At 70.6% G+C, this 26007-nt stretch carries 26 protein-coding genes; 7 read left to right on the forward strand and 19 right to left on the reverse strand.

Annotation, left to right across the window (positions count from 1 at the left end; genetic code table 11):
- Positions 1 to 22: 22 nt before the first annotated feature.
- Genes AWX74_RS17970 through AWX74_RS17980 form a run of 3 tightly spaced genes read right to left on the reverse strand, consistent with a single transcriptional unit; the run spans position 23 to position 1688 of the window.
- Positions 23 to 613: a carboxymuconolactone decarboxylase family protein gene (locus AWX74_RS17970; RefSeq protein ID WP_091278097.1), complete on the reverse strand. Its 591-nt coding sequence runs from the start codon at positions 611 to 613 to the stop codon at positions 23 to 25.
- Entirely contained in the window at positions 610 to 1392 is a 783-nt protein-coding gene (locus tag AWX74_RS17975) for an SDR family NAD(P)-dependent oxidoreductase (RefSeq protein ID WP_091278100.1), read from the reverse strand. Before AWX74_RS17975 ends, AWX74_RS17970 begins: the two co-directional genes overlap by 4 nt.
- Positions 1393 to 1406: 14 nt before the next feature.
- Positions 1407 to 1688, reverse strand: coding sequence for a 2Fe-2S iron-sulfur cluster-binding protein (locus AWX74_RS17980; protein ID WP_091278102.1), 282 nt, complete (start codon positions 1686 to 1688; stop codon positions 1407 to 1409).
- A 154-nt stretch (positions 1689 to 1842) separates the two neighbouring features.
- Between AWX74_RS17980 and AWX74_RS17985 the strand changes: the two genes are divergently transcribed.
- Positions 1843 to 2493 carry a TetR/AcrR family transcriptional regulator gene (locus AWX74_RS17985; protein ID WP_226931320.1) on the forward strand — a complete coding sequence of 217 codons (651 nt, stop codon included), beginning with the start codon at positions 1843 to 1845 and terminating at the stop codon, positions 2491 to 2493.
- On the opposite strand, the gene AWX74_RS17990 is transcribed toward AWX74_RS17985, so the two are convergent.
- From AWX74_RS17990 to AWX74_RS18000, 3 genes are read right to left on the reverse strand one after another with little or no spacing between them, the layout of a single operon-like run.
- Positions 2427 to 3272 (reverse strand): TauD/TfdA dioxygenase family protein, encoded by an 846-nt coding sequence (locus AWX74_RS17990; protein WP_091278104.1) that lies wholly within the window; start codon positions 3270 to 3272, stop codon positions 2427 to 2429. The two genes, AWX74_RS17985 and AWX74_RS17990, sit on opposite strands and share 67 nt — an antisense overlap.
- A complete protein-coding gene (locus tag AWX74_RS17995; protein WP_091278231.1) occupies positions 3269 to 3607 on the reverse strand; it encodes a hypothetical protein in 339 nt (112 codons plus the stop codon). Before AWX74_RS17995 ends, AWX74_RS17990 begins: the two co-directional genes overlap by 4 nt.
- A 5-nt stretch (positions 3608 to 3612) precedes the next feature.
- A complete protein-coding gene (locus AWX74_RS18000) occupies positions 3613 to 4902 on the reverse strand; it encodes an aromatic ring-hydroxylating oxygenase subunit alpha (protein WP_091278106.1) in 1290 nt (429 codons plus the stop codon).
- Between the two features lie 238 nt (positions 4903 to 5140).
- Between AWX74_RS18000 and AWX74_RS18005 the strand changes: the two genes are divergently transcribed.
- Entirely contained in the window at positions 5141 to 6589 is a 1449-nt protein-coding gene (locus AWX74_RS18005; RefSeq protein WP_091278108.1) for an aldehyde dehydrogenase, read from the forward strand.
- 76 nt (positions 6590 to 6665) lie between these two features.
- Here AWX74_RS18005 and AWX74_RS18010 read toward each other — a convergent pair whose 3' ends face one another.
- The 4 genes from AWX74_RS18010 to AWX74_RS18025 all read right to left on the reverse strand — a co-directional run bounded on the left by AWX74_RS18010 (position 6666) and on the right by AWX74_RS18025 (position 10416).
- A complete protein-coding gene (locus AWX74_RS18010) occupies positions 6666 to 7514 on the reverse strand; it encodes an SDR family NAD(P)-dependent oxidoreductase (RefSeq protein WP_091278110.1) in 849 nt (282 codons plus the stop codon).
- Positions 7515 to 7832: 318 nt separating this feature from the next.
- On the reverse strand, positions 7833 to 8684 hold the full coding sequence (locus AWX74_RS18015) for an NAD(P)-dependent oxidoreductase (protein WP_091278112.1): 852 nt from the start codon (positions 8682 to 8684) through the stop codon (positions 7833 to 7835).
- Between the two features lie 46 nt (positions 8685 to 8730).
- Positions 8731 to 9273: a nuclear transport factor 2 family protein gene (locus AWX74_RS18020; protein ID WP_091278114.1), complete on the reverse strand. Its 543-nt coding sequence runs from the start codon at positions 9271 to 9273 to the stop codon at positions 8731 to 8733.
- 87 nt (positions 9274 to 9360) lie between these two features.
- Positions 9361 to 10416 (reverse strand): zinc-binding dehydrogenase, encoded by a 1056-nt coding sequence (locus tag AWX74_RS18025; RefSeq protein ID WP_091278116.1) that lies wholly within the window; start codon positions 10414 to 10416, stop codon positions 9361 to 9363.
- Between the two features lie 168 nt (positions 10417 to 10584).
- Between AWX74_RS18025 and AWX74_RS18030 the strand changes: the two genes are divergently transcribed.
- From AWX74_RS18030 to AWX74_RS18050, 5 genes are all read left to right on the forward strand, one after another.
- On the forward strand, positions 10585 to 11202 hold the full coding sequence (locus tag AWX74_RS18030) for a TetR/AcrR family transcriptional regulator (RefSeq protein WP_091278117.1): 618 nt from the start codon (positions 10585 to 10587) through the stop codon (positions 11200 to 11202).
- Positions 11192 to 11623, forward strand: coding sequence for a nuclear transport factor 2 family protein (locus AWX74_RS18035; protein ID WP_091278118.1), 432 nt, complete (start codon positions 11192 to 11194; stop codon positions 11621 to 11623). Before AWX74_RS18030 ends, AWX74_RS18035 begins: the two co-directional genes overlap by 11 nt.
- A 244-nt stretch (positions 11624 to 11867) precedes the next feature.
- The gene (locus AWX74_RS18040) at positions 11868 to 13103 is read left to right on the forward strand and encodes an acyl-CoA dehydrogenase family protein (protein ID WP_091278120.1); all 1236 of its coding nucleotides are present in this window, start codon (positions 11868 to 11870) and stop codon (positions 13101 to 13103) included.
- The gene (locus AWX74_RS18045; protein ID WP_091278122.1) at positions 13096 to 14310 is read left to right on the forward strand and encodes an acyl-CoA dehydrogenase family protein; all 1215 of its coding nucleotides are present in this window, start codon (positions 13096 to 13098) and stop codon (positions 14308 to 14310) included. Before AWX74_RS18040 ends, AWX74_RS18045 begins: the two co-directional genes overlap by 8 nt.
- Positions 14307 to 15497 carry an acyl-CoA dehydrogenase family protein gene (locus AWX74_RS18050; protein WP_091278126.1) on the forward strand — a complete coding sequence of 397 codons (1191 nt, stop codon included), beginning with the start codon at positions 14307 to 14309 and terminating at the stop codon, positions 15495 to 15497. Before AWX74_RS18045 ends, AWX74_RS18050 begins: the two co-directional genes overlap by 4 nt.
- A 293-nt stretch (positions 15498 to 15790) precedes the next feature.
- Here the strand turns inward: AWX74_RS18050 and murD are convergent, their stop codons facing one another.
- From murD to AWX74_RS18095, 9 genes are all read right to left on the reverse strand, one after another.
- Positions 15791 to 17146 (reverse strand): UDP-N-acetylmuramoyl-L-alanine--D-glutamate ligase, encoded by a 1356-nt coding sequence (gene murD / locus AWX74_RS18055; protein WP_091278128.1) that lies wholly within the window; start codon positions 17144 to 17146, stop codon positions 15791 to 15793.
- On the reverse strand, positions 17133 to 18572 hold the full coding sequence (locus AWX74_RS18060) for a MurL-like N-terminal domain-containing (RefSeq protein WP_091278131.1): 1440 nt from the start codon (positions 18570 to 18572) through the stop codon (positions 17133 to 17135). The genes murD and AWX74_RS18060 overlap by 14 nt, the downstream gene beginning before the upstream one ends.
- 158 nt (positions 18573 to 18730) lie before the next feature.
- Entirely contained in the window at positions 18731 to 20095 is a 1365-nt protein-coding gene (locus tag AWX74_RS18065; protein WP_091278133.1) for a KamA family radical SAM protein, read from the reverse strand.
- A 43-nt stretch (positions 20096 to 20138) separates the two neighbouring features.
- The gene (locus AWX74_RS18070) at positions 20139 to 21647 is read right to left on the reverse strand and encodes an amidase (RefSeq protein ID WP_131799492.1); all 1509 of its coding nucleotides are present in this window, start codon (positions 21645 to 21647) and stop codon (positions 20139 to 20141) included.
- The gene (locus AWX74_RS18075) at positions 21644 to 22210 is read right to left on the reverse strand and encodes a hypothetical protein (RefSeq protein WP_091278137.1); all 567 of its coding nucleotides are present in this window, start codon (positions 22208 to 22210) and stop codon (positions 21644 to 21646) included. Before AWX74_RS18075 ends, AWX74_RS18070 begins: the two co-directional genes overlap by 4 nt.
- A 70-nt stretch (positions 22211 to 22280) precedes the next feature.
- Complete coding sequence (locus AWX74_RS18080; RefSeq protein WP_165615676.1) at positions 22281 to 23159, reverse strand: TauD/TfdA family dioxygenase; 879 nt, start codon at positions 23157 to 23159, stop codon at positions 22281 to 22283.
- Positions 23160 to 24185: 1026 nt separating this feature from the next.
- Positions 24186 to 24452, reverse strand: a complete 267-nt coding sequence (locus AWX74_RS18085; RefSeq protein ID WP_091278139.1) for a hypothetical protein — start codon at positions 24450 to 24452, stop codon at positions 24186 to 24188.
- 262 nt (positions 24453 to 24714) lie between these two features.
- Positions 24715 to 25488 (reverse strand): SDR family oxidoreductase, encoded by a 774-nt coding sequence (locus tag AWX74_RS18090; RefSeq protein WP_165615677.1) that lies wholly within the window; start codon positions 25486 to 25488, stop codon positions 24715 to 24717.
- 219 nt (positions 25489 to 25707) lie between these two features.
- Positions 25708 to 25911: a hypothetical protein gene (locus tag AWX74_RS18095; RefSeq protein WP_006538649.1), complete on the reverse strand. Its 204-nt coding sequence runs from the start codon at positions 25909 to 25911 to the stop codon at positions 25708 to 25710.
- Between the last annotated feature and the right edge of the window lie 96 nt (positions 25912 to 26007).

The following is a 26007-nucleotide window of genomic DNA, read 5'->3' on the forward strand; positions in this document are numbered from 1 at the left end:
CGCCTCCTTCGCAGGATCGGTGTCAGGGAACGGGCTTGGTCGCCGGTTCCAGCCCAACGCTGTTCAGCACCATGGCGAGACACGTGTAGCTTCCGACCACGAAGATCGCCTCAAGGAGCTGTCGTTCGTCGAGAAAGGAGGCCAGTCGCGCCCAGAGAGCGTCGTCGAGGGCGTGGTCGGCAACGAGCTGATCGGTGGCGCGCAGCAGGTCGCGGTCCCGCTCGGCCCACCCGGCGGCCTCGGGGCCCTCGGTGACGGCGGCGGTTCGCTCCCGCGTCAGCCCTGCCGAGCGGGCGAGACCGACGTGTTCCGCCCACAGGTAGCGGCAGCCCGTCCGGGAAGCGACCCGCAGAATCAGCAGTTCCCGGTCGCGCGGGTCGAGCGTCCCGGCGTCGAGCAGGCGGCCGTTGAAGGCGAGCCAGGGCCCACCCACCCGCGAGTGCCGGGCGAGAAGGCCGAGGATGGGTGGCATCGGTGGCGCGTCGGCGTCACCGGAGAGGTAGCGATCGGCGCGGGCGAAACTGCCGCGCAGCGTCTCGCGGTCCTGTTCGGACCATTGCGCGACCGGCAGCGGGCCCAGCCGGGGCGCGGCGGAGCGGGTCGATGACGTCAAAGCACGGACCCGCCGTTGACCCCGAGGACCTGCCCGGTGATGAAACCGGCCTCTTCGGAGGCGAGGAACACGGCCGCCGCGGCGATGTCGTCGGGAGTCCCGAGATGGCCGAGCGGGATGGTCCCGGCCATCACCTCGTTGCTGGGGAGGTTCCCCTCGGCCTGCGACTGGTGCTGCATCGGCGTCTCGATGCCCGACGGCGGGATGCTGTTGACGGTGATTCCGTGCGAGGCGTACGCACGGGCCAGCGACTTGGTCAGGACGATCACACCGCCCTTGGCCGCGGCGTAGTGCGCCATGTTCGGCGACCCGCGCTGGGCGCTCGACGACGCGATCGTGACGATGCGGCCCCAGCGCGCCGTGACCATGTCGGGGATCGCCGCCTGGCAGCTGTGGAACGTGCCGGTGAGGTTCACGTCGAGGACGCGGTTCCACTGGTCGAGCGTGATCTGCTCGAACGGGTCGAACGCGACGAGGCCCGCGCTGGTCACCAGGATCTCCGTCGGCCCCAGCGTCGAACGGATCTCGGCGAAGGCCGCGTCGAGGGCTGGCCGGTCGGTGACATCCGCGGCGAGGCCGATGGCCTGCCCGCCGGCGGCCCGCACCTGCTTGGCCACCCGGTCCGCCGTCTCGCGGTCGAGGTCGAGCACGGCGACGCGGTGGCCTCGTTCGGCCAGCTGGTGGCAGGTGGCCTCGCCGATGCCCGACGCCCCGCCGGTGACCACCGCCACCCGGGACCTGGGCGGCCTGGCGCCTGGCCCTGGCCTGGTACCTGACATACCCGTCTGCCTCCTCACTCGTAGACCACTTCGACGGTCGGGGTGGCGGGCTCGGCCTGGCAGGTGAGCACCCAGCCCTCGGCGACCTCGTCGAGGGTCAGCGCGTCGTTGTTACGCATCTCGGCCCGCCCCCGCACGATCTGCGCCATGCAGGTGGCGCAGCTTCCCGTCTCGCACGACGAGGGGGGCCGCAGGCCCGCGGACCGCGCGGTCTGCAGCAGCGTGGCGCCCCGGCGGTAGGCGGTCGTGATCGTCCTGCCGCCGAGCCTGATGGTCACCTCGACGTCCTCTGACACGTGTTCTCCATATGACTAACATCACGATGGCCGGGTGTGCGAGCAGCCCACCGGTGCCGGCGGCGTAACACTGGAAGCGCAGTTGAGGGCAGCGAAGCGCAGTTGAGGGCAGCTGAGTGCGGCTGCGGCACCGCCGACCAGCAGGAGGACGTTCATGGCGCCGGCACGGCGGAGCACCGTCGAGGACTCGATCACCCGCACGGCGCTTCTCGACGCCACCGAGAGCCTGATGCTGGAAGAGGGCTACGCCGCCGTCACCACCCGCCGGCTGGCCAGCAAGGCCGGTGTCAACAACGGGCTCGTCTACTACTACTTCGGGACGATGGACGGCCTGTACATCGAGCTGTTCCGGCGTGGCGCCGAGCGGAGCCTGGCGCGCCTGCGGCTCATCCTGCAGTCCCCGCAACCACTGTGGGCGCTCTGGGACCTGACCCACGACTTCTCCAGCAACGCGCTCACCATGGAGTTCACCGCGCTGGCCAATCACCGCAAGGCGATCCGGGCCGAGATAGCGGCCTACTCGCGTACCTTCCGCAAGCTGGAGCTCGACGCCCTCACCGAGGTGCTCAAGGACTACGGAGTGGACCGCGAGCGATGGCCGCCGGTGTCGCTGATCCTCGCCATGACCGCGATCTCCCGATTCCTGCAGATCGAGGAGGACTTCGACGTCACCGTCGGCCACGCCGAGATGGTCGCCGTGATCGAACGTGAGATCCGCGCCCTGGAGGGAGAGCGCCGTCAACGGATCGGCTCGTCACCGAAGACCGTCGTCCGCAGCATCTCCCGCGGCGAGCCCGGGTCGTAGGGCGCCGCCCGGTGCACCACCCCGGTGTTGTCCCAGATGACGGTGTCACCGACGGACCACCGGTGGCGGTAGACCCGTTCGGGCGCCGTCGCCCGGTCGAGCAGGTCCTGCAGCAGCCGCCGGCCCTCGGCGAGATCCATGTCGACGACGTGGCCGGCCTGGACGCCGATGACGAGCGACCGCCGGCCGGTGCGGCGCCGCCACACCAGCGGGTGGACGGACGTCGGGCGGGCCCGCCACCGCGCGAGCTGCTCAGGGGTCGGATCGGGGGTGACCCGGCGTTGGGAGGCCTCCATGGCGTGGACGACCCGCAGGGCGGCGAACGCCTCCTTCTCCTCGCCACCGAGCGCGTCGTGGGCGGCGTAGGTGCTGGCGAACTCGGTCTCCCCGCCGGTCGCCGCCACCGCCTTGGCGCTGAGCACCGTGGCCTTCTGCGGTGGCTCTCCGTGCAGCGGGGTGCAGCCGTCCATATGCCACTCGAACGTGGCTTTCAGGTAGTCCGCCGAGGAGTTCTTCGACGCGTCGAGGGTGACCCGGTAGATCCCGGGGACGGGGTGGTGCCCGGGCTCGTAGTCGATCTCGCCGAGGCGCCGGGAGAAGGCGACCTGGGATTCCGGGTCGAGGTCCAGACCGCGGAAGACGAGCACTCCGTACTGCTCGAGTGCCGCCAGGACGGCTCCGGCGACCTTGTCGTCCCGGCCGAGCTGTTCCGCGTCGACCCCGCTGACCTCGGCGCCGACCGTCGCGGCCAGCGGCTCACAGATGATGGTCGGCGTCACGGTGCGGGCTCCAGGTAACGGTCGAAGTAGGCGGTCCCGGAATCGATGACCCGCGGCTGGTGCCAGACCTCGACGGGCAGCGACACCATGATGAGCGAATAGACCAGGTGGAGAAGATTCTCCTGCGTCGCGGAAAGCTCCTGCAGGGGGAACTTGTCGAGATAGGCCATGGCGTCCCGTACCCGCCCGAACGCGGCGTCGTAGAAGGCCTCCATGTCGGCCATCGTGCTGTTGAGCCGCTCGGCGTATCGGGCCGGCTCGGTCGCGAGGCACCAGCGCCGCGCGAAGGGCTCGAGGTCGGAGAACTCCGCCGGGAGTAACGGCCCGGCCGACATGTCACTCACGCCCGGACCGCCTTTTCGTCACGAAGGTAGGACTGCACCCAGTTCTCGGCGACCTTGTGGAGATGACGAACAGTGATCTCCTGGTCGGAGAGCGGGTACCGGTCGATGACCCGGGATTCCAGGCCCATCTGGGTGCCGTCGAGGGTGCCGGCGTCCTGCAGACCGGCTTCCTTCGAGATGACGGCGGTGAGCTCGTGCCGGATCCGTTCGCTGGCGTTCCGCGACTGCGGGAAGTAGTACGACATCTCCCATGAATGGGTGTTGTGGGAGGTCGGCCAGTACTGGTACGTGAGGTACCAGCCCCGCTCGTAGACCAGAATCACGAAGTTCGGGAAGATCTGGAAGTTCGAGATCGACCAGGGGTCGAGACCGCCCGGATTGAGACCCGCCGGCAGGTTCGCCGGGTCGAGCTCGGGAATGTCCGGGCGCTGCCAGGGCCCCATGAGCCCGGCCTCGATGTTGGGCTCGATCGGGTACATCTGGTCGCGCGGCAGCAGATGGCGTGGCACGCCCTTCCAGCCACCGGTGCTCACCAGCCGGTGCGGCCCGTCGGTCTGGTAGTACGGGGCCTTGAAACCGGACTCGAAGCTTCGCAGGCTCGGGACCTGCTGCTGCGAGTGCAGGACGGAGGCGTGGTAGTACTCCTGGAACGCGTCCAGGTAGATCTTCCAGTTGCTGAGGAGATCGGCCTTGTACGCGTACCGCTCGGTGACGAGGTGGAACGGATAGCCTTCGAGCCCGCGCACCATCGGCCCGAGAAACTCGGGCAGCGTCTGGCTGGGCTCGTCCGCCAGGTTGATGAAGATGAATCCTTCCCAGACCTCGCAGTGGACGGACACCAGCGGGAAGTCCGCCTTGTCGAAGTCGAAGAACTCCTCCTCCTGGAGAACGAACTTCAGCTGCCCGTCAAGCCCGTAACGCCAGCCGTGGTATCGGCACATGAACTGGCGACACACACCGCTCGTCTCGTGCTTCGGGGTGTTCTCCCACACCAGTTTGTTACCCCGGTGCCGGCAGACGTTGTGGAAGGCCCGAACCCGGCCGTCCAGGTCGCGCGCGATGATCACGGCCGTCTTCGCGACGTCCAGGTTCTTGGTGAAGAAGCTTCCTTTGCGGGGCAGCTGCTCGACTCGGCCGACGTTCAGCCAGGCTCGCTTGAAGATCGCCTCGCGTTCGAGCTCGTAGAACTCCGGGGAGATCGAGTCCTCGTACGACACGAGCCCGGTGCCCAGGTCCGGGTAGCGCCCGGTCCAGCTGGCCTCCGCCGGCTTGCCGGCATGCGCCATGGCTAGCCCTCCGTTCGCATCCGTGGAGATCACCAGATCGGCATGTTCAACACTCGACTAACTTTCTGTTCTACAAGTGACTAACATGAGGACCCGCCGGGCCGCAAGGTCCCGGCTCGGCTCGCGGCCGGCATCGGCGGAGGCCGTGGCAGGTCCCGGTGGCGCCTCCGGTCGGCATCGGCGGAGCCCGCGGTAGGCATCGGCGCAGCCCGCGGTTGGCATGGACGAGGGAGCAGGCATGTGGGATCGGCAGCACCTGTTCATCGGGGGCGCCTGGGTCGCGCCGAGCACCGACCGGCAGATCGAGATGATCTCTCCGCACTCCGAGGAACCGATCGGCCAGGTGGCGGCGGCGAGCGTCGCCGACGTCGACCGCGCCGTCGCCGCGGCCCGGCAGGCCTTCGACGAGGGGCCCTGGCCGCGCACGGATCCGGCCGAGCGGGTCGAGGCGATCCGCCGGCTGGCCGCGCGCTACGGAAAGCGCGGTGACGAACTGGCCGCGCTCATCTGCGCCGAGCTGGGCGCACCGATCTCGTTTGCCAGGCGGGCGCAGGTCGCCCTGCCGGGCATGATGATGACCGCGTTCGCCGACATCGCGGCCGGCTACCCGTGGCAGGAGAAACGACCGGGCGTGTACGGCCAGGACGTCATCCTGCGCCGGGAGCCGGTCGGTGTCGTGGCCGCGGTGGTCCCCTGGAACATGCCCCAGTTCCTGACCGTGACAAAGGTGATCCCGGCGCTGCTCGCGGGCTGCGCGGTCATTCTGAAGCCAGCCCCCGAATCATCCCTGGACGCGCTTTTCTTCGCCGATCTCGTCGAGGAGATCGGCCTGCCCGCGGGCGTCCTGAACGTCGTTCCCGCGGACCGCGACGTGAGCGCCTACCTGGTCGGCCATCCCGGTATCGACAAGGTCTCGTTCACCGGCTCCTCGGGCGCCGGCCGGCAGGTGGCCGCGGCGTGCGCCGCCCAGCTCACCAAGGTCAGCCTGGAGCTCGGCGGCAAGTCGGCGGCCATCGCGCTGGCGGACGCCGACCCGGCCGCCGTGGCGCTGGCAGTCCGACTCTCGGGCATGGGCATGGCCGGGCAGATCTGCAACTCCCTCACCCGGGTGGTGGTGCCCGCGAGCCGCATCGACGACCACGCCGACGCGCTCGCGGCGACCCTGTCCGCAATCAGGGTCGGCGACCCGGCCGATCCCGCGACCCAGATGGGCCCGCTGGTCGCCAGGCGCCAGCAGGAGCGGGTGCGCGGGTACATCGACACCGGCATTCGGGAAGGCGCCCGGCTCGTCACCGGTGGCACCGCGCTGCCCGACGGTGTCGACCGCGGGTGGTACGTACGCCCGACCGTCTTCAGCGATGTCGACAACGCGATGACGATCGCCCAGGAGGAGATCTTCGGCCCGGTCGTGGTCGTCATTCCCTACCACGACGAGAACGAGGCCGTCCGAATCGCCAACGACTCCGAGTACGGGCTGGCCGGATCGGTCTTCACCGCCGATGTCGAGCGGGGGCTCGCGGTGGCGGCCCAGGTCAGAACCGGCACCTTCGGCGTGAACCAGGGTTATGCGATGGACCCCGCGGCCCCGTTCGGGGGCGTGAAGGCCAGCGGCTACGGCCGCGAGCTCGGCCGGGAGGGCATCGAGAGCTACCTCGACGTCAAATCCATCTCCGTCGCGGCCCCGTGACGCCGGTGCCGCCGCGGTTCCGCGGAACCGCGGCGGCACCAAACCGCGGAACCAGCACCGGCACCGTTCACTCCCGTCACTCTGACGGATCGGTTCCCGGTGCGGCAGCCGCGTCGGCCGCGTGGCTGGTGGCGGGGGCGTGGCTGGTGGCGGGGGCGCTGGCTCGGCTCATCGCGAGCACCGCGTCCCGGCGGGGCATCGCGCCGAACGGCGAACCGCCGGTCGGGTCCGCGCTCCCGAAGATCCAGGTCGGTCCGTCGGCGAGGTGGTCGAGCGCCTCCCGGGCGACGTCGGAAGGGTCGGCGGCGTCCCCGTACGGCTCGCCCTTGGCGTCGAACACCCGGCGCATCGACGGTGTGTCGGTCTTGCCGAGCACCAGGCCCAGCACGGCGACCCCACTGGAACGCCATTCGGCCCACAGCGCCTCCGCCAGGACGAGGTCGAACGCCTTGGTGGCACCGTAGGCGGCGAGCGTGGCGCCACCCACCCAGGCCGCTCCCGACGTCACGAGAACCACGCCGCCCCGCCCGCGCGCCACCATCGGCCCGCCGAAGCGGTAGGCCGCCTCGAGCACGCTGTCGCAGTTTCGGTGGATCAGCTGCAGGTGGGTGTCGAGATCCTTGTCGAGGAACGGGGTGCTGAAGTCGTCGCCGCCGGCGTTGTACACGAAGAGCCCGACCTCGAGTTCGGCGGTCGCGCTCGCGAGCTCCGCCAGCGCGCCCGGGGCACTGAGATCAAGCGCGACCGCGCGGACCTCGACGCCGTGCTTCGCCCGGATCTCCTCGGCGAACGCCTCCAGCACGGGAACCCGCCGCGCCACCAGCACGACGTTCAGGCCCCTGGCGGCCATCTCGTGAGCGAACGCCGCCCCGACTCCGTCAGATCCGCCGGCCACGATCCCCCACGGCCCGTACTCATTCGTCATCGCGGTATCCATGCTCGTCTCCCGGGGTATTCGAGTCGTCCAGTGCCAGCGATCAGTGATCAGTGATCAGTGAGCCCGTCGCGGAATCCCGGGCTTCGGGCTTCGACTGCTGCCGAGCAAGAATTGAGGATTTCGGTCGTTCCGACAGCCGAAATCCTCAACTCTTGCGGATTAGCAAGCGACTCTACGCCGCATTTGTACTATTAGCGGAAATTGCCGATGCTGCGCGGCGACGCGGGATCCCCGGTGGGCCGCCGCGCGGCGGGTGGGAACGCGGACCGGCGGGTCCCAGTCCCAGACGGTTCTCAGGGTCTGCTGTCAGGCCCCGGCCTCAGGTCCGCTCCCCCGCCCGAGCACCTTCTCCGCGACCACCTCCGACGCGAGGACCGTGCCGATGATCCCGAGCTCCGCGCCCGCGTTGCGGGCGACCTCGCGCACCACCGTGACGTCCTTGAGCATGAGGTCGCCGATGCGGCCCGCGACGGCGTCGACCGAGCCGCCACCGGCGACGACGCCAAGGCCACGGCTGGCACCACTGCCGTGTTGGAGGGCAGCCAGAATCGCCGACTCCTCGATCCCGAGGGAACCCGCGAGACGCACCGCGTCGATCGCGAGCCCCACCTGCGCCACGAACAGCGCGTTGTTCACCAGCTTCACCCGCTGGCCGTTACCGACCGGCCCGACGGACATGACCGGTGACGCGTACGTGCCGAGCACCGGACGCATCCGGTCCAGCAGGGCCTCGTCGCCACCCACCCACAGCGTCAGCCGGCCCGCGGCGATGTCGTGCGGGCCGCCCGAGAGCGCGGCGTCGAGTACCCCGATCCCCCGGCCTGATCCCGCCGCGCCCGCCGCGGCGAGCAGGTGTGCGGTCCGCGGATCGGACGTCGTGTGCTGGACGAGCGTCGCGCCCGGCCTCATGGCCGCGATGGCGCCGTCCGGGCCGAGGCACGCCGAGCGGACCTGATCGTCGGTCAGGACGACGACGAACACCGCGTCGGCGTCGCGGACCGTGGCCGACACCGTGTCGGCAACGGTCAGCCCGTCGGCCTGCGCCGCCGCCCGGGCCTGCGGGCTGCGCACCAGGACGGTCACCTCGTGGCCCGCGGCCATCAGCCGGTCGACCATCGGCCGGCCCATGCGACCCGCGCCGATGAACCCGATCTTCATTGATCCTCGATCCTTGGAGTGTGCTGGTCACCGTGCCGACGCGCGGTCAGGTCGACCCGCGGTCGCCGGCAGGAACGGACGACTGTGCCGGCGGGGGCTGCCGCGGCGGTGCCAGCATCTCGCGGTGTTCGGCCGTGCCGTCGAGGTTGGCGTTGATCCGCTCGGTGATGCGCCAGCCCTGCGCGGTGCGCGCCCAGCGCCAGGTGTTCGCGGAGACCCGGGCCACCCAGAACCGGTCTGCGCCGGCATCCCAGCGGATGTTGAGCGCGTAGCTGCGGCCGGTCGCCTCATCGCCGTCGACCACGATGTGCGGCACCGTCAGGACGTGGCCGCAGCCGTTGCGGATCAGGCTCTGGTGGCCGCCGTTGACCATGTCGACGATGTCACTCCGCCCCCGCATCCGCAGGTGGGGAACGGCGTCGAAGGCGCCGTCCTCGGTCCACAGCGCCGCGGCGGCCTCGGCCGAGCCGCTGTCGACGGCGGGCCCGTACTGGGCGACGAGCTGCATGATCTCGACCTGGTCCTCCAGGGCGTGGACCCGGGCCGCCAGCTTCTCGACCACGGCACGAAGATCGTCGATCTCGCTCATACGCGACAGCCTTTCCGGGACGACGACGCGGTGCAGGGACTGGCACGCGGCTCGGGGACTGCGCGCGGCTCAGGGAGTGGATGCGGCTCAGGGGACGACGACGATGCGGACCGGCCCGTCGGCGTCGCGGGACGCGTCGAGGGCCGCCGCGACGCCGTCGAGCCCGACCGTCCGGCCGAGCATCGGGGTGACGTCGAGGCTGCCCGAGCAGACCGCTTCGAACGCCTCGTCCCAGTGCTGCAGCGACGGGCCACCGCCGAACTGGATGTTCAGGCCCTTCCGCTTGGCGATCAGGGTGCTCAGGTGGTCGCCCTCCGGCGGGCCGCCCATGGAGAAGATCCGGGTGCCGCGCTCGCACCCCCTGATGATCGAGTCGAGGACACCGGGGACACCGACGCACTCGAAGACGACACAGCCGGGCAGGCCGGCCATCGCGATCATCTCCTTCGTCGACTCGGGTGAGCCGTGGGCGACGTCCCGCCAGGCCTGGTACGGCGAGATCTCGGCGGGGTCGATGACCACGTCGGCACCCATGGCCAGCGCGGTCCCGCGCCGGGAGGCCACGAAGTCGACCGCGATGATCGGGCCCACGCCGAGGCGCCTGAGCTGGGCGATCACTGAGAGGGCGATCGCCCCGCAGCCGATGACCAGCGGCACCTCCTTCGTCGTCAGCTGGGCCCGGGAGGCGGCCGACCAGCCGACCGAGATCGCGTCGGCGATGCACACGATCTCGCTCGGGAGCTCCGAGGCCGCGACGCGGGTGAGGGACTCGTCCAGCAGGAGGTACTCGCCGAACCCGCCGGGCGACTCGGGGTTCTGGCCGATGATCCTGCGGCCGGTGCCGGTGGACAGGACCGGCAGGGAGCTCACCCGGGTGCCGATCGGGATCCGGCGCTCGGTGCCCGGGCCGTGGTCGACGACCTCGGCGCAGTACTCGTGACCCATGACGATGTCGACGTCCCGGTCGTAGGTCGACATGCCGCTGTCGTCGTCGGCGCCGGCTTCCAAATGATCCATGAAGTGGATGTCCGACGCGCAGATCCCGCAGGCGAGCGATCGGACGAGGAGCTGCCCCGGCCCCGGGACCGGATCGTCGATGACGCGCGCCTGCACCGTTCCGCCCCGCAGTACCGCAGCACGCATCGGCCGCTCCCTCTCGTTCGTGTGACGGGGACTGCCCTGCCACGGGACTGTAGCGACCGTTCTGGAGTTATAGAAGAGACCGTCCTAAAAAAATTATAGAAGATCTTGTCCTGTAAATCGGCGCCGGCGGCGCTGGCCGGAGGCGCCGCCGGCGTTACGATCGCTGGCATGACAGAGCCCGCCCGCCGGCGCCCGGGTCGTCCCCGCGACACGAGCATCGACGAGCGGGCGCTGGCCTCGACCCGCGAGCTGCTCGTGCAGCGCGGCTTCGACGCGACGACCATCCAGGCGGTCGCCGGGCACTCCGGGGTCCACGCCTCCGCCATCTACCGCCGCTGGGGGTCGCGGATCGAGCTGATCGAGGAGGCCACGTTCCCCGGCCTCAGCCCGCTCAGCGTCCGGCCGACCGGGGACCTCCGGCGCGACCTGCGCCGCTTCATCCGCGCCTATGTGGCGGCCTTCGACGCACCGGCGGCACGCGCGGCCGCCGCCGGCCTGCTCGCCCATTACCAGACCGGTGGCCGGCAACGCCCGCCGGAGCTCTACCTGCGGGTGTCGGCGCGGCCGCAGTTCCAGGACATCCTGTGCGCCGCCCCGGCGGGAAGCGTCGACCCCGCCGTGGACCCGGACGACGTCTTCGACCTGCTCCTCGGCGCCGTCCTGACCCGCACGCTGCTGTTCAACGCCACCGCCCGCCGCCGCCCCATCGAGCGCACCGTCGAAATGATCCTCCGGGTGCTGCAGCCTCAGGCGGTCCCCATCCGAACGGAGAGCCATGACCAGTGACCGCGACGCGATCGCCGACGTGCTGCTGCGCTACTCGACCGGTATCGATCGCCGCGACTGGGATCTGTTCCGCTCCTGCTTCACCGACGACTGCGACCTGGACTACGGCGAGATCGGCACGTGGCGAGGCGCGGCGGCGTTCACCGAGGTCTTCACCGCCCTGCACGCCCCCCTCGGCCACACCATGCACAGTCTCAGCAACATCGACATCCGCCTCGAGGGCGACCACGCCCAGGCACGCACCCACGTCAACGCACTGATCATGTCGACGGACGGGCGCAGCGGCGTCACCGCGCACGGCGTCTACGACGACGACCTCGTCCGGACCGCGGGCGGCTGGCGGATCGCCCGGCGGCACTTCACCTCGGTCCACACCGGCGCCATCGGGGCTCCCGCGGACCCGGCCGGCGACGGTTCCTGACCCTCACCCAGGTCACCGGTTGCGGGCGCCGGTCGCTGGCGCCCGCGAAGGCGTCGGCCCGGCGGCCGCCGCGGGCCATCGGCGCGATGTTCCTGGTCGTGGGCTCGCCGGGGCGCGCCGCCACAGCAGTGGTTGACACCGCCGGCAGCTGACGGCAGGCTGACAGCCAGAAATAAGCGGTCGCTTAGTCAGTCGCTGTGCCGGACGGCGACGGCATCCCACCGACCAGTCCCTGGAGGGGCCGATGGAGTTCTCGCTCGACGCCCGCACCGAGGATCTGCGCGCCGACCTGCTCGACTTCGTGGCGACCTGCGTCGAGCCGGCGGAGGCGGAATTCGACTCCCAGCTCGCAGCACGGCCGGACCGGTGGGCGTGGGACACCGTCGCAGCGCTCGTGGATCTGCGTACGCAGGCGCGTAAGCGGGGCCTGTGGAACCTCTTCCTGCCCGGCGACGACGGTGCCGGCCTGACCAACCTGCAGTACGCGCCGCTCGCCGAGATCACCGGTCACAGCCGTCTCGCGCCAGCCGCGGTCAACTGCTCCGCCCCCGACACGGGCAACATGGAGGTACTGCGCGACTTCGGCACACCGGAACAGAAGCGGGCGTGGCTGGAGCCGCTGCTGGCCGGCGAGATCCGCAGCGCCTTCGCCATGACCGAGCCCGACGTGGCCTCCTCCGACGCGACCAACATCGCCACCCGGATCACCCGGGACGGCGACGAGTACGTCGTCAACGGCCGCAAGTGGTGGATCACCGGGGCGATGAACCCCAACGCGCAGATCTTCATCGTCATGGGGAAGACCGACCCCTCCGCCGACCGCCACCGGCAGCAGTCGATGATCCTCGTCCCCCGTGACACCCCCGGCGTGGAGATCAGACGTGGCCTGGAGGTCTACGGGTACGACGACCACGACCACGGTGGCCACGCCGAGCTGGCCTTCCACGACGTCCGGGTGCCCGCCGCGAACCTGGTCGGCGAGCAGGGGTCGGGGTTCGCGATCGCGCAGGCCCGCCTCGGCCCCGGCCGGATCCACCACTGCATGCGCTCCATCGGCGTCGCGGAGAAGGCGATCGCGCTGATGTGCGAGCGGGTGGAGGGCCGGGTCGCGTTCGGCCGGCCGCTCTCGGAGCAGGGCGTGATCAGGGACTGGATCGCGCAGGCCCGGGTCCGGGTCGAACAGCTGCGTCTGCTGGTGCTCAAGACGGCCTGGCTGATGGACACGGTCGGCAACAAGGGCGCGCACACCGAGATCCAGGCCATCAAGATCGCGACGCCGGCGACCGTCCAGTGGATCCTCGACAAGGCCATCCAGGCCCACGGCGCCGGTGGGCTCTCGCCGGACTTTCCGCTCGCCCGCCAGTACGCCGGCATTCGAACCCTGCGGTTCGCCGACGGCCCCGACGAGGTCCACAAGAACGCCCTGGCGCGGGCCGAGCTGCGCCGCCAGGCCAAGGCACGGGAGGCCCGCCATGGCTGACGAGCACGCGATTCAGGCGATCCACGCGGACCTGCGCACACGGGTTCGGACGTTCCTCGCGGACCATGACCCGGCAGGCGTGCGCACCGACGCGGACCGGCTGGAGTTCCTGCGTGCCCGGTACGACGCCGGCCTGGCCTGGGTCGCGTACCCCGTCGGCCACGGCGGCCTGGGACTGGGGCAGTCGTACCAGTCCGAGGTGGACGCGAGCTTCGCCGCCGCCGGCGCGCCCGACAACCGGCCGCACGCCAACGGCATCGGGCTCGGCATGGCCGCGCCCACGATCGCCGCCTTCGGGACCCAGGAGCAGAAGCGGCGGTACCTGCGCCCGTTGTGGACCGGCGAGGAGATCTGGTGCCAGCTGTTCAGCGAGCCGGGCGCCGGTTCGGACCTCGCCAATGTCGCCACCCGCGCCGTACGTGACGGCGACACCTGGATCGTCAACGGGCAGAAGGTGTGGACGTCGGGTGCCCATCATTCCGACCTGGCGATCCTCGTCGCCCGCACCGACATCGACCTGCCCAAGCACCGCGGGCTGACCTACTTCCTGTGCGACATGCACGATCCGGGGGTCGACGTGCGCCCGCTGCGGCAGATCACCGGCGAGGCGGAGTTCAACGAGGTGTTCCTCACCGACGTCCGCATCCCGGACAGCCAGCGCCTCGGGGCCGTCGGGGACGGCTGGCGGGTGGCCACCGGCACGCTCAACAACGAGCGCGTCTCGATCGGCGGCAAGGCGACCGTGCGCGAGGCCGGAATGATCGGAGTCGTCGCGCAGACCTGGCGGGCGCGCCCCGAGCTGCGTACACCCGAGCTGCACGACCGTCTGATGAAGCTCTGGGTCGAGGCGGAGGTCGCCCGGCTGACCGGTCGGCGGCTGGCGCAGAAGCTGGCCCAGGGGCAGCCCGGCCCGGAAGGCTCCGCCATCAAGCTGGCTTTCGCCCGCATCAACCAGCAGCTGTCCGGCCTCGAGCTTGAACTGCTCGGGGAGGAAGGCCTGCGTTACTCCGACTGGACGATGGTCCGACCGGAGCGGGTCGAGTTCACCGCCCGCGACGCCGGCTACCGGTACCTGCGTGCCAAGGGGAACTCGATCGAGGGCGGCACCTCGGAGATCCTGCGCAACATCCTGGCCGAGCGGGTGCTCGGCCTGCCCGGTGAGCCACGCGTCGACAAGGACGTTCCCTGGAAGGACACAGCGCGTTGACAGATCTCGATCTGCTCTACACCGAGGTCGAGGACGACCTGCGCTCGACCGTGCGCGACCTGCTCGCGGATCGTTGCCCGCCGGCGGCGGTCACCGCCGTGTACGACGGCGACCGCACGCTGGTCGACCCGCTCTGGCAGGCCCTGGCGGTCGACCTCGGCCTGGCAGGGCTGCTCGTTCCCGAGGACCGGGGCGGCGCCGGGGCCTCGGCACGGGAGGCCGCCGTCGTGCTGGAGGAGCTCGGCCGTGTGGCGGCGCCGGTCCCCTTCCTGACCAGCGCGGTCGTCGCGACGACGGTGCTGCTGGCGGCCGGTTCCGAACTCGCGGCCAGGTTCACGGCGTCGCTCGCGGCCGGTGAGCGGACCGCGGCGCTGACCGTGCCGTTCACGGCGGCGCCGTTCACTGCCGCGCTGTCCGCGGCGGCGTCGGGCGCGCAGGCGCGGGGCGTGGAGGCGCGGGGCGCGCGGCTGGCCACTGTCGACGTTGTCAGGCCGCACACGCTCACCGGCACGGTGACCACCGTGGCCGGTGCACTGGAGGCGGACCTGCTGCTGGTACCGGCGTCCCGGGATGGACGTGTCGTGCTCTACGCCGTCGACGCCGCCGCGGTGGATCGGCCGCCCGTGGTCTCGTTCGACATGACCCGCCAGCTTGCCGATGTGCACCTGGTGGACGTCGAGGCCACGCCCGTGCTCGACGACCCCGCCGACCCTGGCGCCGCGGAGCGGGCGATTCGCGGCGGGCTGACCGCGGGCGCCGCCCTGCTCGCCTCCGAGCAGCTCGGCGTTGCGAGCTGGTGCCTGGACGAGACCGTTAAGTACCTGAAGACACGTCGCCAGTTCGGCCGGGTGGTCGGTGGCTTCCAGGCGCTCAAGCACAGGCTGGCCGACCTCTACGCCGGCGTCGAGTCCGCGGCCGCGGCCGCCCGCTACGCCGCCGCGGCACTGGCGTCCGGCGACCCGGATCTGGCTGTGGCCACCAGCGTCGCGGCGGCGTTCTGCGGCGACCTCGCGGTCGTCGCCGCGGAGGAGGCGGTGCAGCTGCACGGCGGCATCGGCATGACCTGGGAGTACCCGGCGCACCTTTACCTGAAGAAGGCCAAGGCCGACCAGATCGCGTTCGGCACCCCGGGTGCCCATCGCGCCCTGCTGGCATCGCTGGTGCACCTGCCGGAGGCTCCGCGCTAGCGCCCGGTGCGCCGTCGGGGCCCAGCCCGTCCGACGATCTGGAGATGTTCGTCGCCCCGGCAGCCGTCGCAGAATCCCGAGCTTTGGGCTTCCACCACCACCGCCGTTGTCCACCATCGCCGCCGTTGTCGCTGAGCAAGAAGCGAGGATATTGGCTGCGGCAACAACCGAAATCCTCACTTCTTGCGAGCCGTCAAGCCGGCTCCAGGCCCCACTTGCCCCTATTAAGGTTGAATTGCCGATGCTTTGCGGTGCCCGGTGGCAGCCGACCACCCCTCGGGTAGCGCGGGCTGTCAGGCGATCTGGGGGCTCGGGGAGTAGAGCCGGGTCACCGCGTCGTGGAACTCCGCGGACTTCTCGGCGTAGTTCGCGTACCGGTCGTAGCTCGGCGCGCCCGGCGAGAGAATCACGTGGCTGCCCAGCGAACCCAGGCGGGCCGCCAGGGCCACCGCTTCCCGCAGCCCGCGGGCTGGGTGGACCCGATCCGGGTGGCGCTCGCCGAACTCCGCGACCACCGCGAGGCCGTTCGAGGGAATCGCGATGACGTCCACCCTGCGGGGGCTGCCCAGCAGGAAGTCGTTGAGCGGCTGGTAGGAGATGCCGCGGTCCTGACCGCCGACGATGAGGATCGTGTGCTCGGCGTCGAACGCCTCGACCGCGGCGACGACGCTGTTCGCGGTGGTGGACAACGTGTCGTCGACCCAGACGAGCCCGCCGTCGCGGCTGATCGTCTCCAGCCGGTGTGGGAGGGGCGCATGCCCGGCGAGGCCTCGGTGCACGGCGTCCGGCGACAGCGGTGTTTCGAGGGCCGCGCCGGCGGCCAGCACCGCCAGTCGCACGCTGGAGACCAGATGACCGGCCCGCAGGTGCGGCGGCAGCTCGCGCACCGTCAGCAGGCGGGTGCCGTCACGATCCACGATGTCTTCGCCGGACGTGGCGGCCAACAGGGTGGGCAGCCCGCGCACCCGCGGCTCGACCGAGACCAGCTTCGCCAGGGTCGGCTCGTCGCAGACCAGCACCGCGGCGCCGTGCACCGCGATCCGCGCCTTGTCCTGCCAGTACCGCTCCAGTGAGCCGTGCCAGGGAAGGTGCTCCTCGTAGAGGTTGGTGACGACGGCCACCCGCGGCGACCGGGTGATCCAGAAGCACTGGTAGCTCGACAGCTCCGCGACGACCGCGGCCGGGCCCGGCGGCACGGCCAGCAGCGGCAGGCCGATGTTCCCGGCGAGCACGGCGCCCGCGTCGGTGCCGGTCGGCTGGCTCAGGATGGCGTGGATGAGGGACGCCGTGGTGCTCTTGCCCTTGGTGCCGGTGACCCCGACCGCCCGCTCGGCCTCGGACTCGAGCCAGACCGCGGAGCCCGAGGTCAGGTGGATCTCCTTCGCCCGCAGCGTCTCCAGGAACGGGTGGGTCCTCGGTATCCCGGGGCTCACCACGACGAGGTCGCAGTCGAGCAGCCGCTCCAGGCTGCCGGCGCCCCAGTTGTACTCGACCCCGGGGAGAGTCTCGGCCACGTCCGCGGACGCCTCCCGCTCATCCACGACGACCACCCCGGCGGGCGAAGCCGCGACGGCGCCGAGGACGGCGCGCCCCTCCAGGCCGAGACCCCAGATCCCGACGCGCCTGGTGGCGATCTCAGCCAAGCGCATCGAGTGCCTCGCGGAAGGGCCGCGGGATGAAGTGGGTGGCCGAGGGCTCGAGCAACGCGGCGTCGAGCCCCGGGGCCGGGGTCTGGCCCTTGGCGTGCATCTCGTCGGTGAGCGGCCCCACCAGCCGGGCCTGGACCCACCCGGGATCGCGCCCCAGCAGGGCCAGGGCGACCAGAGCCTCGTCGTACTCGCCGACGCATTCGAAGGGCTTGTGCCCGCGAAGACCCAGGATCTCCAGGTAGCCGTCGAGGTTCGCCGGGTCGTCGAGCATGTTTCCCCCGAAGATCTCCGTCAGCCGACCGCTCGAAAGGAAAGGGGCGAGCACCAGGAAGACGAACTGGCACTTCGGGCATTCACGGCACCAGGACGACGCCCGCTTGGACTCGTCGATCCGGAAGCTGCGGTTACAGCTGGTGAAAGCCTCGAAATAGGCCGGCAACCCGGCGAACCGACGGGCGATCTCCAGCTCCGAGAGCGGGCGAAGCAGCGAGAAGTACGCGTCGGCACCGGTTCCTCCGGAAGCAGCTCCCCCGGAACTCTCCAGCGCCGAACGGAGCAAAGCCTCGAAATGAATGCTCTTCGACCACTGATGATTGATGGTGTGGCCGTTCCAGGAGAGGTTTCCGTATTCCGCCGACCGCTCGTTGGACATGACCACCGGGCCGAGGCCCAGGCGCTCCGCGGCCATCAGGGCGATCAGGCTGACGACCGCGGTGACGGGCACATGGCCGTTGTGAGCCCCCTGCCGGTTGGCCTCGAGCAGGGCGGGGTCGATCGACCTCTGGGCGGAGACCAGTGGCTGCCCGCTGACCCGCGCGCAGCGGGTGATCGGCGCGAACGTGTTGACGGAGAAGAGCACCGGGTCGAAGCCCGCGGCCTTCAGCGACTCGATCGTGACCACGGAGTCCTTGCCGCCGCCGACCGGAACGAGCGGCGCGGCCGGCGCCGCGGCCACCGCGCCGCCAGCTTCGCCACCGCCGCGAGCTCCGCTGCCGCCGCCGGCAGCTCCGCCGCCGACCGCGCCCGTGATCTCGTCGGGGACCTCGTCCAGGCGCTTGCCCGTGATCTGGGGCGTGAGGGCGCCGGGCAGCTGGTTGCGGAACGCGAATTCGCCGAGCCCGTTCCTGATCAGCTCCGACAGGAACGTGTGCTCTCCGTCGGTGAGACCGAACCCCACCCGGACGGTGCCGGGAGCGGCCGCCTTGTAGTAGCTCAGGCCACTCGCCAGTGCCAGCAGCCGAGCCGTCCGCGCCGACGGCACTCCAGCGGGCCGGCCCTGGTTCCCGTTCGGGAGGCGGATCGTCTCGACGAACTCGATGCTCCCAGCCTGCCCCAGCAGTGAGTAGAAGGCGCGAAAGGTCTCCCCGGTCGAATCGAAGGAATAGCCCTCATAGGAGAATTCGCTGAATCCAGCCGGATCGAACATCGTGCTCGGATTTCCTCCCGCGCTCGACCGTGCAGTTTATCGTCGTGCAGCTTATCGTCGTGCGACTCATCACCGTGCCAGCACTGGAGGCCAATCCTACCAGCGAGCCACAGTGAGCACGGAGCGCACCCGACCCGGCCGGGCCCGCGCCGGTTTTCTTACCGCGCCAGGGGAATATCAGGGCCGTGGTCCGCGCCCCAGGACGACCAGGGCACTCCGGGCGCCGCGCCAACCGGTGGGCGCAGGTCGTCCCACCAGCACGCCCGCGGATCATACCGGGCCAGAAACGGCCGGTTCACCAGTCCCGGATCACGGCATTGCAGGAATCTCAGCGCGATGTACTTCTCCGCACCCACGGTATGAACACCGTCGACCACCACCTTTCCCGGCGTGGCGGACATCACCGGCCCACGGACGGTGCGTCCCAGACCGGACACGGAGCGGTAGGCGGCGCTGAAGATCTCGTAGGCGCGCAGCAGCGCGACCTCGAAGTAGCCACGCGGCCCGGTGTCACGCTCCACGAACATGTAGTACGGAACCATGCCGAGCCGCACCTGGCGCTGCCACATGGCCGCCCAGGACCCGGCGTCGTCGTTCACGGAGCGGATGACCGGGCCCTGGGTCCGGATCACCGCGCCGGTCGCGAGCACCCGGCGCACCGCGTGCTCGGCGAGGTCGGTCTCCAGCTCACGCGGGTGTGAGTAGTGGGCCATCAGGGCGAGGCTGCGCCCGCTGGCCACAACTCGTTCGAACAGCCGCAGGGTGTCGTCGGCCCCCGGATCCGTGACGAACCGCGCGGGCCAGTACGACAACGACTTCGTGCCGATCCGGATCGACTGCAGATGCCCGAGCCCGGGTTCGTCGAGCAGCGGCAGCACGCACCGCGCCAGCATCTCGGCCGACATCACCATCGGGTCGCCCCCGGTGATCAGGACGTCGGTGACCTCGGGATGCGCATGTACGTACCTCACGAGGTCGTCCACGTTCCGCGAGGCCATCCGCAGGTGCGGCTCCTGGACGAACTGCGCCCACCGGAAGCAGTAGGTGCAGTACGCGTGGCAGGTCTGCCCGTGGGCGGGGAAGTACAGGACGGTCTCGGGATACTTGTGCTGGAGCCCGTCCAGGCGGGTGCCGGCGAGCTCCGGGACGTTGAGCTCCCGCTGGCCCGCCGGATGCGGGTTGAGCGCCGCACGCACCGCCGCCGCGGCGGCCTGGACCTCACGCGTGGGCGCGCCGCGCGCCAGGAGCTGGGCGATCGGCGCCACCTGCTCGGCGGGCAGCATGTCCGGCTGCGGGAAGACCAGCCGGTAGATCGGGTCGTCGGGGGCCGCGTCCCAGTCGATGAGCGCGTCGACCACGTAGTCGTTGACGCGGAACGGCAGCACAGCCGCGACGGCGCGGGCCATCAGGCGGTCGGGACCGGCGAGCCCGGCCCGCCTGAGCAGGCCGTCGAGCGATGCGGCGTTGTAGAAGCGGGGGATGGCAGGCGCCGAGATCGGCCTGAGCGTTTCGCGTGTGGTCAAGAGGAGCGCTCCTGTGTGGCGGCTCGGGTATGACGGTGCCTGGTCAGCCGACCCAGACGGGCGGCACGCGGTTCGCCCAGGGGGCGAGCCGTTCCAGCCGCAGGGCCAGCCCGAGCAGGCCCGCCAGGTCTCGGGGCCGTGCCATGAGCTGGACCCCGACCGGAACGGGTCCACCGACGCCCGGTGCAGCCACAGCACCCGGCGCACCCGGCGCGACCGGCGCGATCAGCGGTAGCGAGACCGCGCACAGGCCCGCGAGGTTGGCGAACGCGGCGAACGGCGCGAAGTGCGCGGCGCGCCGGAAGACGTCCGCCGGATGTGCGGGGGCGGTGACCCAGCCGTGCGGGACCGACGGCCTCGCGACCGTCGGGGTCAGCAGGACGTCGCCTTCGGCGAGCACGCGGCTGGCCCGCTGGGTGTACGCGCCGAGCCGTGCGATGGCCCGGTGCAGGTCGAGCGCGCTGGTCCGGCCGGCGAGCTCGATGCCCGCCCGCGTCGTCGCGTCCAGCAGTTCGGGCCGAGGATCCCCGTACGCCACCGGAACCGTGCTGCGCACCAGCATCAGATCGTCGAGAACCGCGTCGGCCGACCAGTCCGGTGCCGCCTCCTCGACGCGGCACCCCTCCCCTGCCAACAGGTTCGCGGCCGCCACCGCGGCGGCGGTGCATGCCGGGTCGACCTCGCAGTCGACCGGCGGGACGTTCGTCAGCACGATCCGGTGGTCGTCCGCCGGCCACGGATCCTCGGACACGGCCAGGGCCACCTCGTCGAGGTCGAGCGCACCCAGCGCGGTCAGCCAGTAGATCGCGTCCGCGACCGTGCGGCTGACGACACCGTCCTGGGCGCCCGCGCCCAGAGTCGGGCGCGGGGTCGCGGGGAGGCGGCCCGGCCCCGGCATGACCGCGAAGACCCCGCAGCACGAGGCGGGGATGCGCAACGACCCAGCCCCGTCGCTTCCGTGCGCGACAGCGGTGACCCCGGCCGCGACACTCGCGGCGGCGCCTCCGCTCGATCCGCCGGCGCTGAGCGTGTGATCCCAGGGATTTCGGCAGACACCGTTCAGCTCGGGCTCGGTGACCGGGAGGATGCCGAACTCGGACGTACTCGTCTTCGCGAACACGGCCGCGCCGGCGGCCTTCATCCGTCCGACCACCGGCGCGTCGTGCGGCGGTACGTGCTCCGCGAACGCACGGGACGCGAAGGTCGTGCGCATTCCCGCGGTGGGGGTCAGGTCCTTGACGGACGTCGGGATTCCCCACAGCAGGGGCCGCTCGTCCGGCGCGCTGGTGCGGAAGCGGGAAAGCGACTGCTCGAGTGCCTGTTCCAGGGCCTGCTCCGCGCCGATGGTGACGTAGCAGTTCAGCGCGGCGTTCGCCCGGGTCGCGCGCCGGTGGCAGTCGTCGAGGACCTGCCGCGGGGAGAGTTCCCCCGCGCGCAGCAGCCGGGCGGTCTCCTGGAGGCTGCCGGGGGTGGCGTTCTCCGCCAGTCTCCGCATCGCCCGCTGCCCGAGAACGCGGGCCGGGATCGTCACGGGGCGCTCAGGCCCGCTCACCGGTCACCGTGTCCGCCGTGGTCGGCCGTGGTCCGCTGTGAGCGCCAGCCGTCGTAGAACGCGATCAGGTCGTGGGCGTCGAAAAGGATGACGTTCTCCTCCTCGCCGTAGGCCTGGATCGGGCCGGAGAGCGGCACCAGGGGAACGCCCGCCCGGGCCAGGGCTCGCCAGAAGGGTGCGATGGTCAGGCCGTACATCATCGGCCGTTGTAACTCGACGCAGTGCCGGGCGGCGTTGACCATCAGCTCGTACAGGTTCCTGGCGTCGGCGGTCTCCCGCCGCAGCACACAAAGCCGGCCGAACTCCGCGCCCCTCGTCTGCTCCAGGGGGCCGTCATAGCGGTCCTGCAGCGGCCAGCGGCCTTCGAGGACGACCCGCACCGCGGCGACCGGAGCACCGGTGTCGTCCGTCATCACGATGTGCCGGCAGGCGCGGTCGTACGTGTCCGACGCCCAGGCGTCGAGATGGGCCGGATCGCGCCGGCTGCCGGAGAACGCGGCCCTCCGAAACGAGAGGACCGTGGCGAGGCGGGCCGCGTCACTCCCGTCGAAGATTTCAATCATGACCGATCCTTTTCCGTCGTCGACTCGGACCTGCGGCGTCCCCGGTCATGCACCGTAAGACGAAAAAGGATCACTGGTTCCTGAGATGACCCATCCTGATGAGGACCCGGCGACCCGTGTCATCGAACCCCGTGCGGCCGTGCATGAAACGGGAGTTGTCGAAGACCGCGAGGTTCCCGGGTTCCCAGGAGACCCGCACGGAGACCGTCTCCGCGACCTCGCGGATCTCGGCGAGGAGATCGGCCGGGAATGGGCTCCCGTCCGCCAGCGCGACACGGAAGCTGTCCCTGGCGTAATAGTCGCTTTTCTCCCGATAGGCATAGATCATCAGCGAGTTACAGAAGGACGGAACACCACTTTTTGACGGGATCACCGCCTTTGTGCGGAACCGGCCATGGAGCACATCCCCCTGGAAGTCGCCGTCAAGCCGCTCGTAGGGGCGCAGCAAACTCCCGACCCGAGCCAGCGCCACCCGGGCCTGCGCCACATCGGTCACGCCGAAGGTCTGCTGCCAGCGTGCCGGCGTAGCCTCCCAGCTCCAGTAAAGGTCCAGGTCGCAGACGTACGTACGGGTCGACTCGTCGAGGCGCCGCAGCAGTTCCGCCCCGTCGCACAGGACAGTCTCACCACCGGCGGCGGCGGGGCGCTCGCAGTAGAGGACGAGCAGGTCCGGGCAGCCCGGCGCGTAGGAGCCCTCCCGGTGCAGCGGAATCGCGTCCATACCCTTGTTGACGGTGGACGTGCTTGGATCCGCCCCCACCGGGTCACGTTCGATGGTGTTGGTTGCGTGGTGAACCATCGGGACCATGAGCGCCTCGGTGAACTCCCTGAAGTCGAACAGGGTGGTTCCTGGCCTTTTGATGAACGCCGCGCCGTGCTCGATGACAGCCGTAAGCGCCACACCTGGGTCGACGTCGTCGAGGACGGGAATATGAACACCGGCGACCATGATGAATCCCCCTTTGGAACCGTCCGCACGGAACGGGCCACCACCGCCGGCGGATGCACCTGGCGGGACTTCTGTCGGCACCATCAGTCCGAGAATTCCAGATCGGAACAGTAGCATCGCCGAAGGCCGCCGAACAGAGTTTTCAAGTACGGCCCCGGTTTGGCGGCCACGGCAGACGAGTACCCGCGGGCGCAACGCCGGGAGGTCAGTCAGATATCGGCCGCGCTGGCATCTGGCCGAAGGGTGCCCTCATCGACCTGAGCCCGTTCCACCGGCTGCTCCGGCGTCTGTGGACGGTCGCGCTTCCCGGACCCGGCCGGAGAGGATCTGCTCCAGGACGCCGCGCAGGACCGCGACCGGCTCCATGCCGGCGATCCGCCAGCGGCCTCCCGCGACGGATTGCGTCCTCCACCCGACCACAACCCGGCGACGCGGAGCTTGCCGGCACGGTGGGCGGTCGGCTGGCGGCCGGCGGCCGGCGGCCGGTCTTGCCGACGGCGCGGCGGGACGGGTGGTGGCCGTCCCGCCGTCCGCGCTGGACCCCTCGACACGAGCTCGACCAGTGGTCTTCGGCCCAGTGGACTTCGACAGGGCGTCGTCCAGATCGGTCCTACGACGTCCGCCCTCAGTGCGGAACGATTGATCAGCTAGCTAGAAGTGCGGGTCGATGTCGTCGTGGTTGCCGTGCAGAACGGACAGGACGGTGATAAGCCGGATGACGATGGTGCCGATCGCCAGTGCCGTGCGCACCGGGCGAAGGCGTCCCTCCGTCGGGTTGTCGCAACTGGCAGTCGCGGCCGGCCGTGGAACGCCGGGTCCGTCGCTGCACCTGTGTGGCGGGCGTGGTCTACTCAAAGCGGCCTCTCTCGTTGAGGTTGCAGGTGGGAAGACCTCTGGTTCCGGCGTCTTGATCTCTTGGCGGGGAATGGGACGCCGGTCCAGAGCATGAGATGTCAGCTGCCGCGGGCGGTTCGGCCTGTTGGGCGCTGACTGGGTGACTGCCTTCTTCGACAGTTGCGACGACGATCAGCATGCCGGCCTGACGGTCGGGCTCGAAGTGAGCCATCGGCCGGTCGTCCGATCCGCGGCCCGCCTGGAACCGGCGAGTCGGTGCCGGCTGGCGGCTGCCTCGTTATCCGTGAGCCATCCCTGTTGGGCGGCCCAGGCGCGAGCCGCGCGCTCGGTCGGAGCGAGCCGGTGGAACGGGTCGATCTCGTGCACCCACCACGCGAAGTCGTCGGGTTCGACGTCCGGCTGAGGCGGGTTGTGGGTGATGGCTGAGCGCATGCGCATCTCGACTTCTCCAGTGAATGGCACTGATGGACTACTCAATCCTAGTCACATCTGACTAGGTCGAAGGGTGTGCCGGGCTCACGGGTGGCCGCGAACTGGCATCGCCTCGAAGAGACCCTGGTCAGCGCCTTTCAGGCGCCGACACGCCGCGCGTCGTGCCGGCCGGGACCGACAACCGTCCTCGCGCCCAGTAGCCATCGGCAGGGAGGTTCCGGCCGTACGGCCGGGGCGTGGAGGTGCGGCTGCCGGAGTGGGCTCCGACCTACAGTGCCGAGCCGCCGGTGGTGTCGATGGTCTGGCCGGTGACCCAGCGGGCGTCAGGAGAGGCCACAAAGGCGACCACATCAGCGACGTCCTGCGGCTGACCCACCCGGCCGAAGACCGAGAGGGAGGCGGCGGACCGCGCCGCGGGGGCCTGCTCGTCGCCGCGCAGCCAGTCGGCGTTCACATCGGTGTCGATGATGCCGGGGTTCACCGAGTTCACGGTGATGCCGCGCACGCCGAGATCCTTGGCCAGCGCGAGGCTGAACGTGTCGAGCGCGCCCTTGGTCATGGCGTAGGCCAGGATGTCCGGGGTGGCGATGCGGGTGACGCCCGAGGAGATGTTGATGATCCTCCCGCCGTCACGCAGCCGGACCAGGCCGTGCTGCACGATGAAGAACGGTGCCCGCACATTCACCGCGAACAGCTGGTCGAACTCCGCCGGCGTGACGTTCCTGATGTCCTCCGACCGGCCGATGCCCGCGTTGTTCACGATGACGTCGACCCCGGGGTCGAGGCCGGCTGCCGCGAGCCCCGCGTCGAAGGCGGCCCAGAGCGCCGCCGCGTCGCCGGGCGCGCCCAGCGTTGCGTGCACCGGAAACGCGCGACCACCGGAAGCGATGATCATTTCAACGGTCTGCTTCGCCGCGGCCTCACTGCTGCCGAAGTGGACGGCCACGACCGCCCCGTCCGCGGCGAGCCGCCGCGCAATCGCCCGACCGATGCCACGGCTGGCCCCGGTGACCAGCGCCGTCCTGCCGTCAAGCACACCCATTGTGCCGATCACCGTCTCTCGGTCGCCGCGCGGCCGCATGCTCCCATGCGCCGTGCGGGCGCGCAGCGCGGAAACCGGGGAGCCCAAGCCACGGCCACCTGCCTGGCCTGGCCACCTGTCCGGCGATTGGTGACCTGCCCCTACGGCTGGTGACCTGCCCCTGCGCCTGGCGACCTCCGCCCGGGCGGCCTGGTGACCTCAGCCCGGGCGGTGCGCCGGCTACCTGCTCTCGGCGAGGCGGCAGCGGATGGCGGCAGCCTCGTTGTCGGCGAGCCAATGGCGGCGGGCGGCTCGGGCGCGGGCCTGGCGGACAGGCGGCGAGAGCCGGTGGAACGGGTCGATCTCGTGTACCCACCACGCGAAGTCGTCCGGGCCGGCGTCTGGTTGCGGCGGCACGTAGGAGACGTCAGAGCGGTTGCTCATGTCGCAGCTCCCTCTCGGATGGCACTGGCCGACCACCATCGTAGCTACATCGGACTAGTGCTTTTGGGGCAGGTAGCCGACACCTGAGGCCAGGCC

Origin of the sequence: Parafrankia irregularis, assembly GCF_001536285.1 — a bacterium.
Classification (GTDB): domain Bacteria; phylum Actinomycetota; class Actinomycetes; order Frankiales; family Frankiaceae; genus Parafrankia; species Parafrankia irregularis.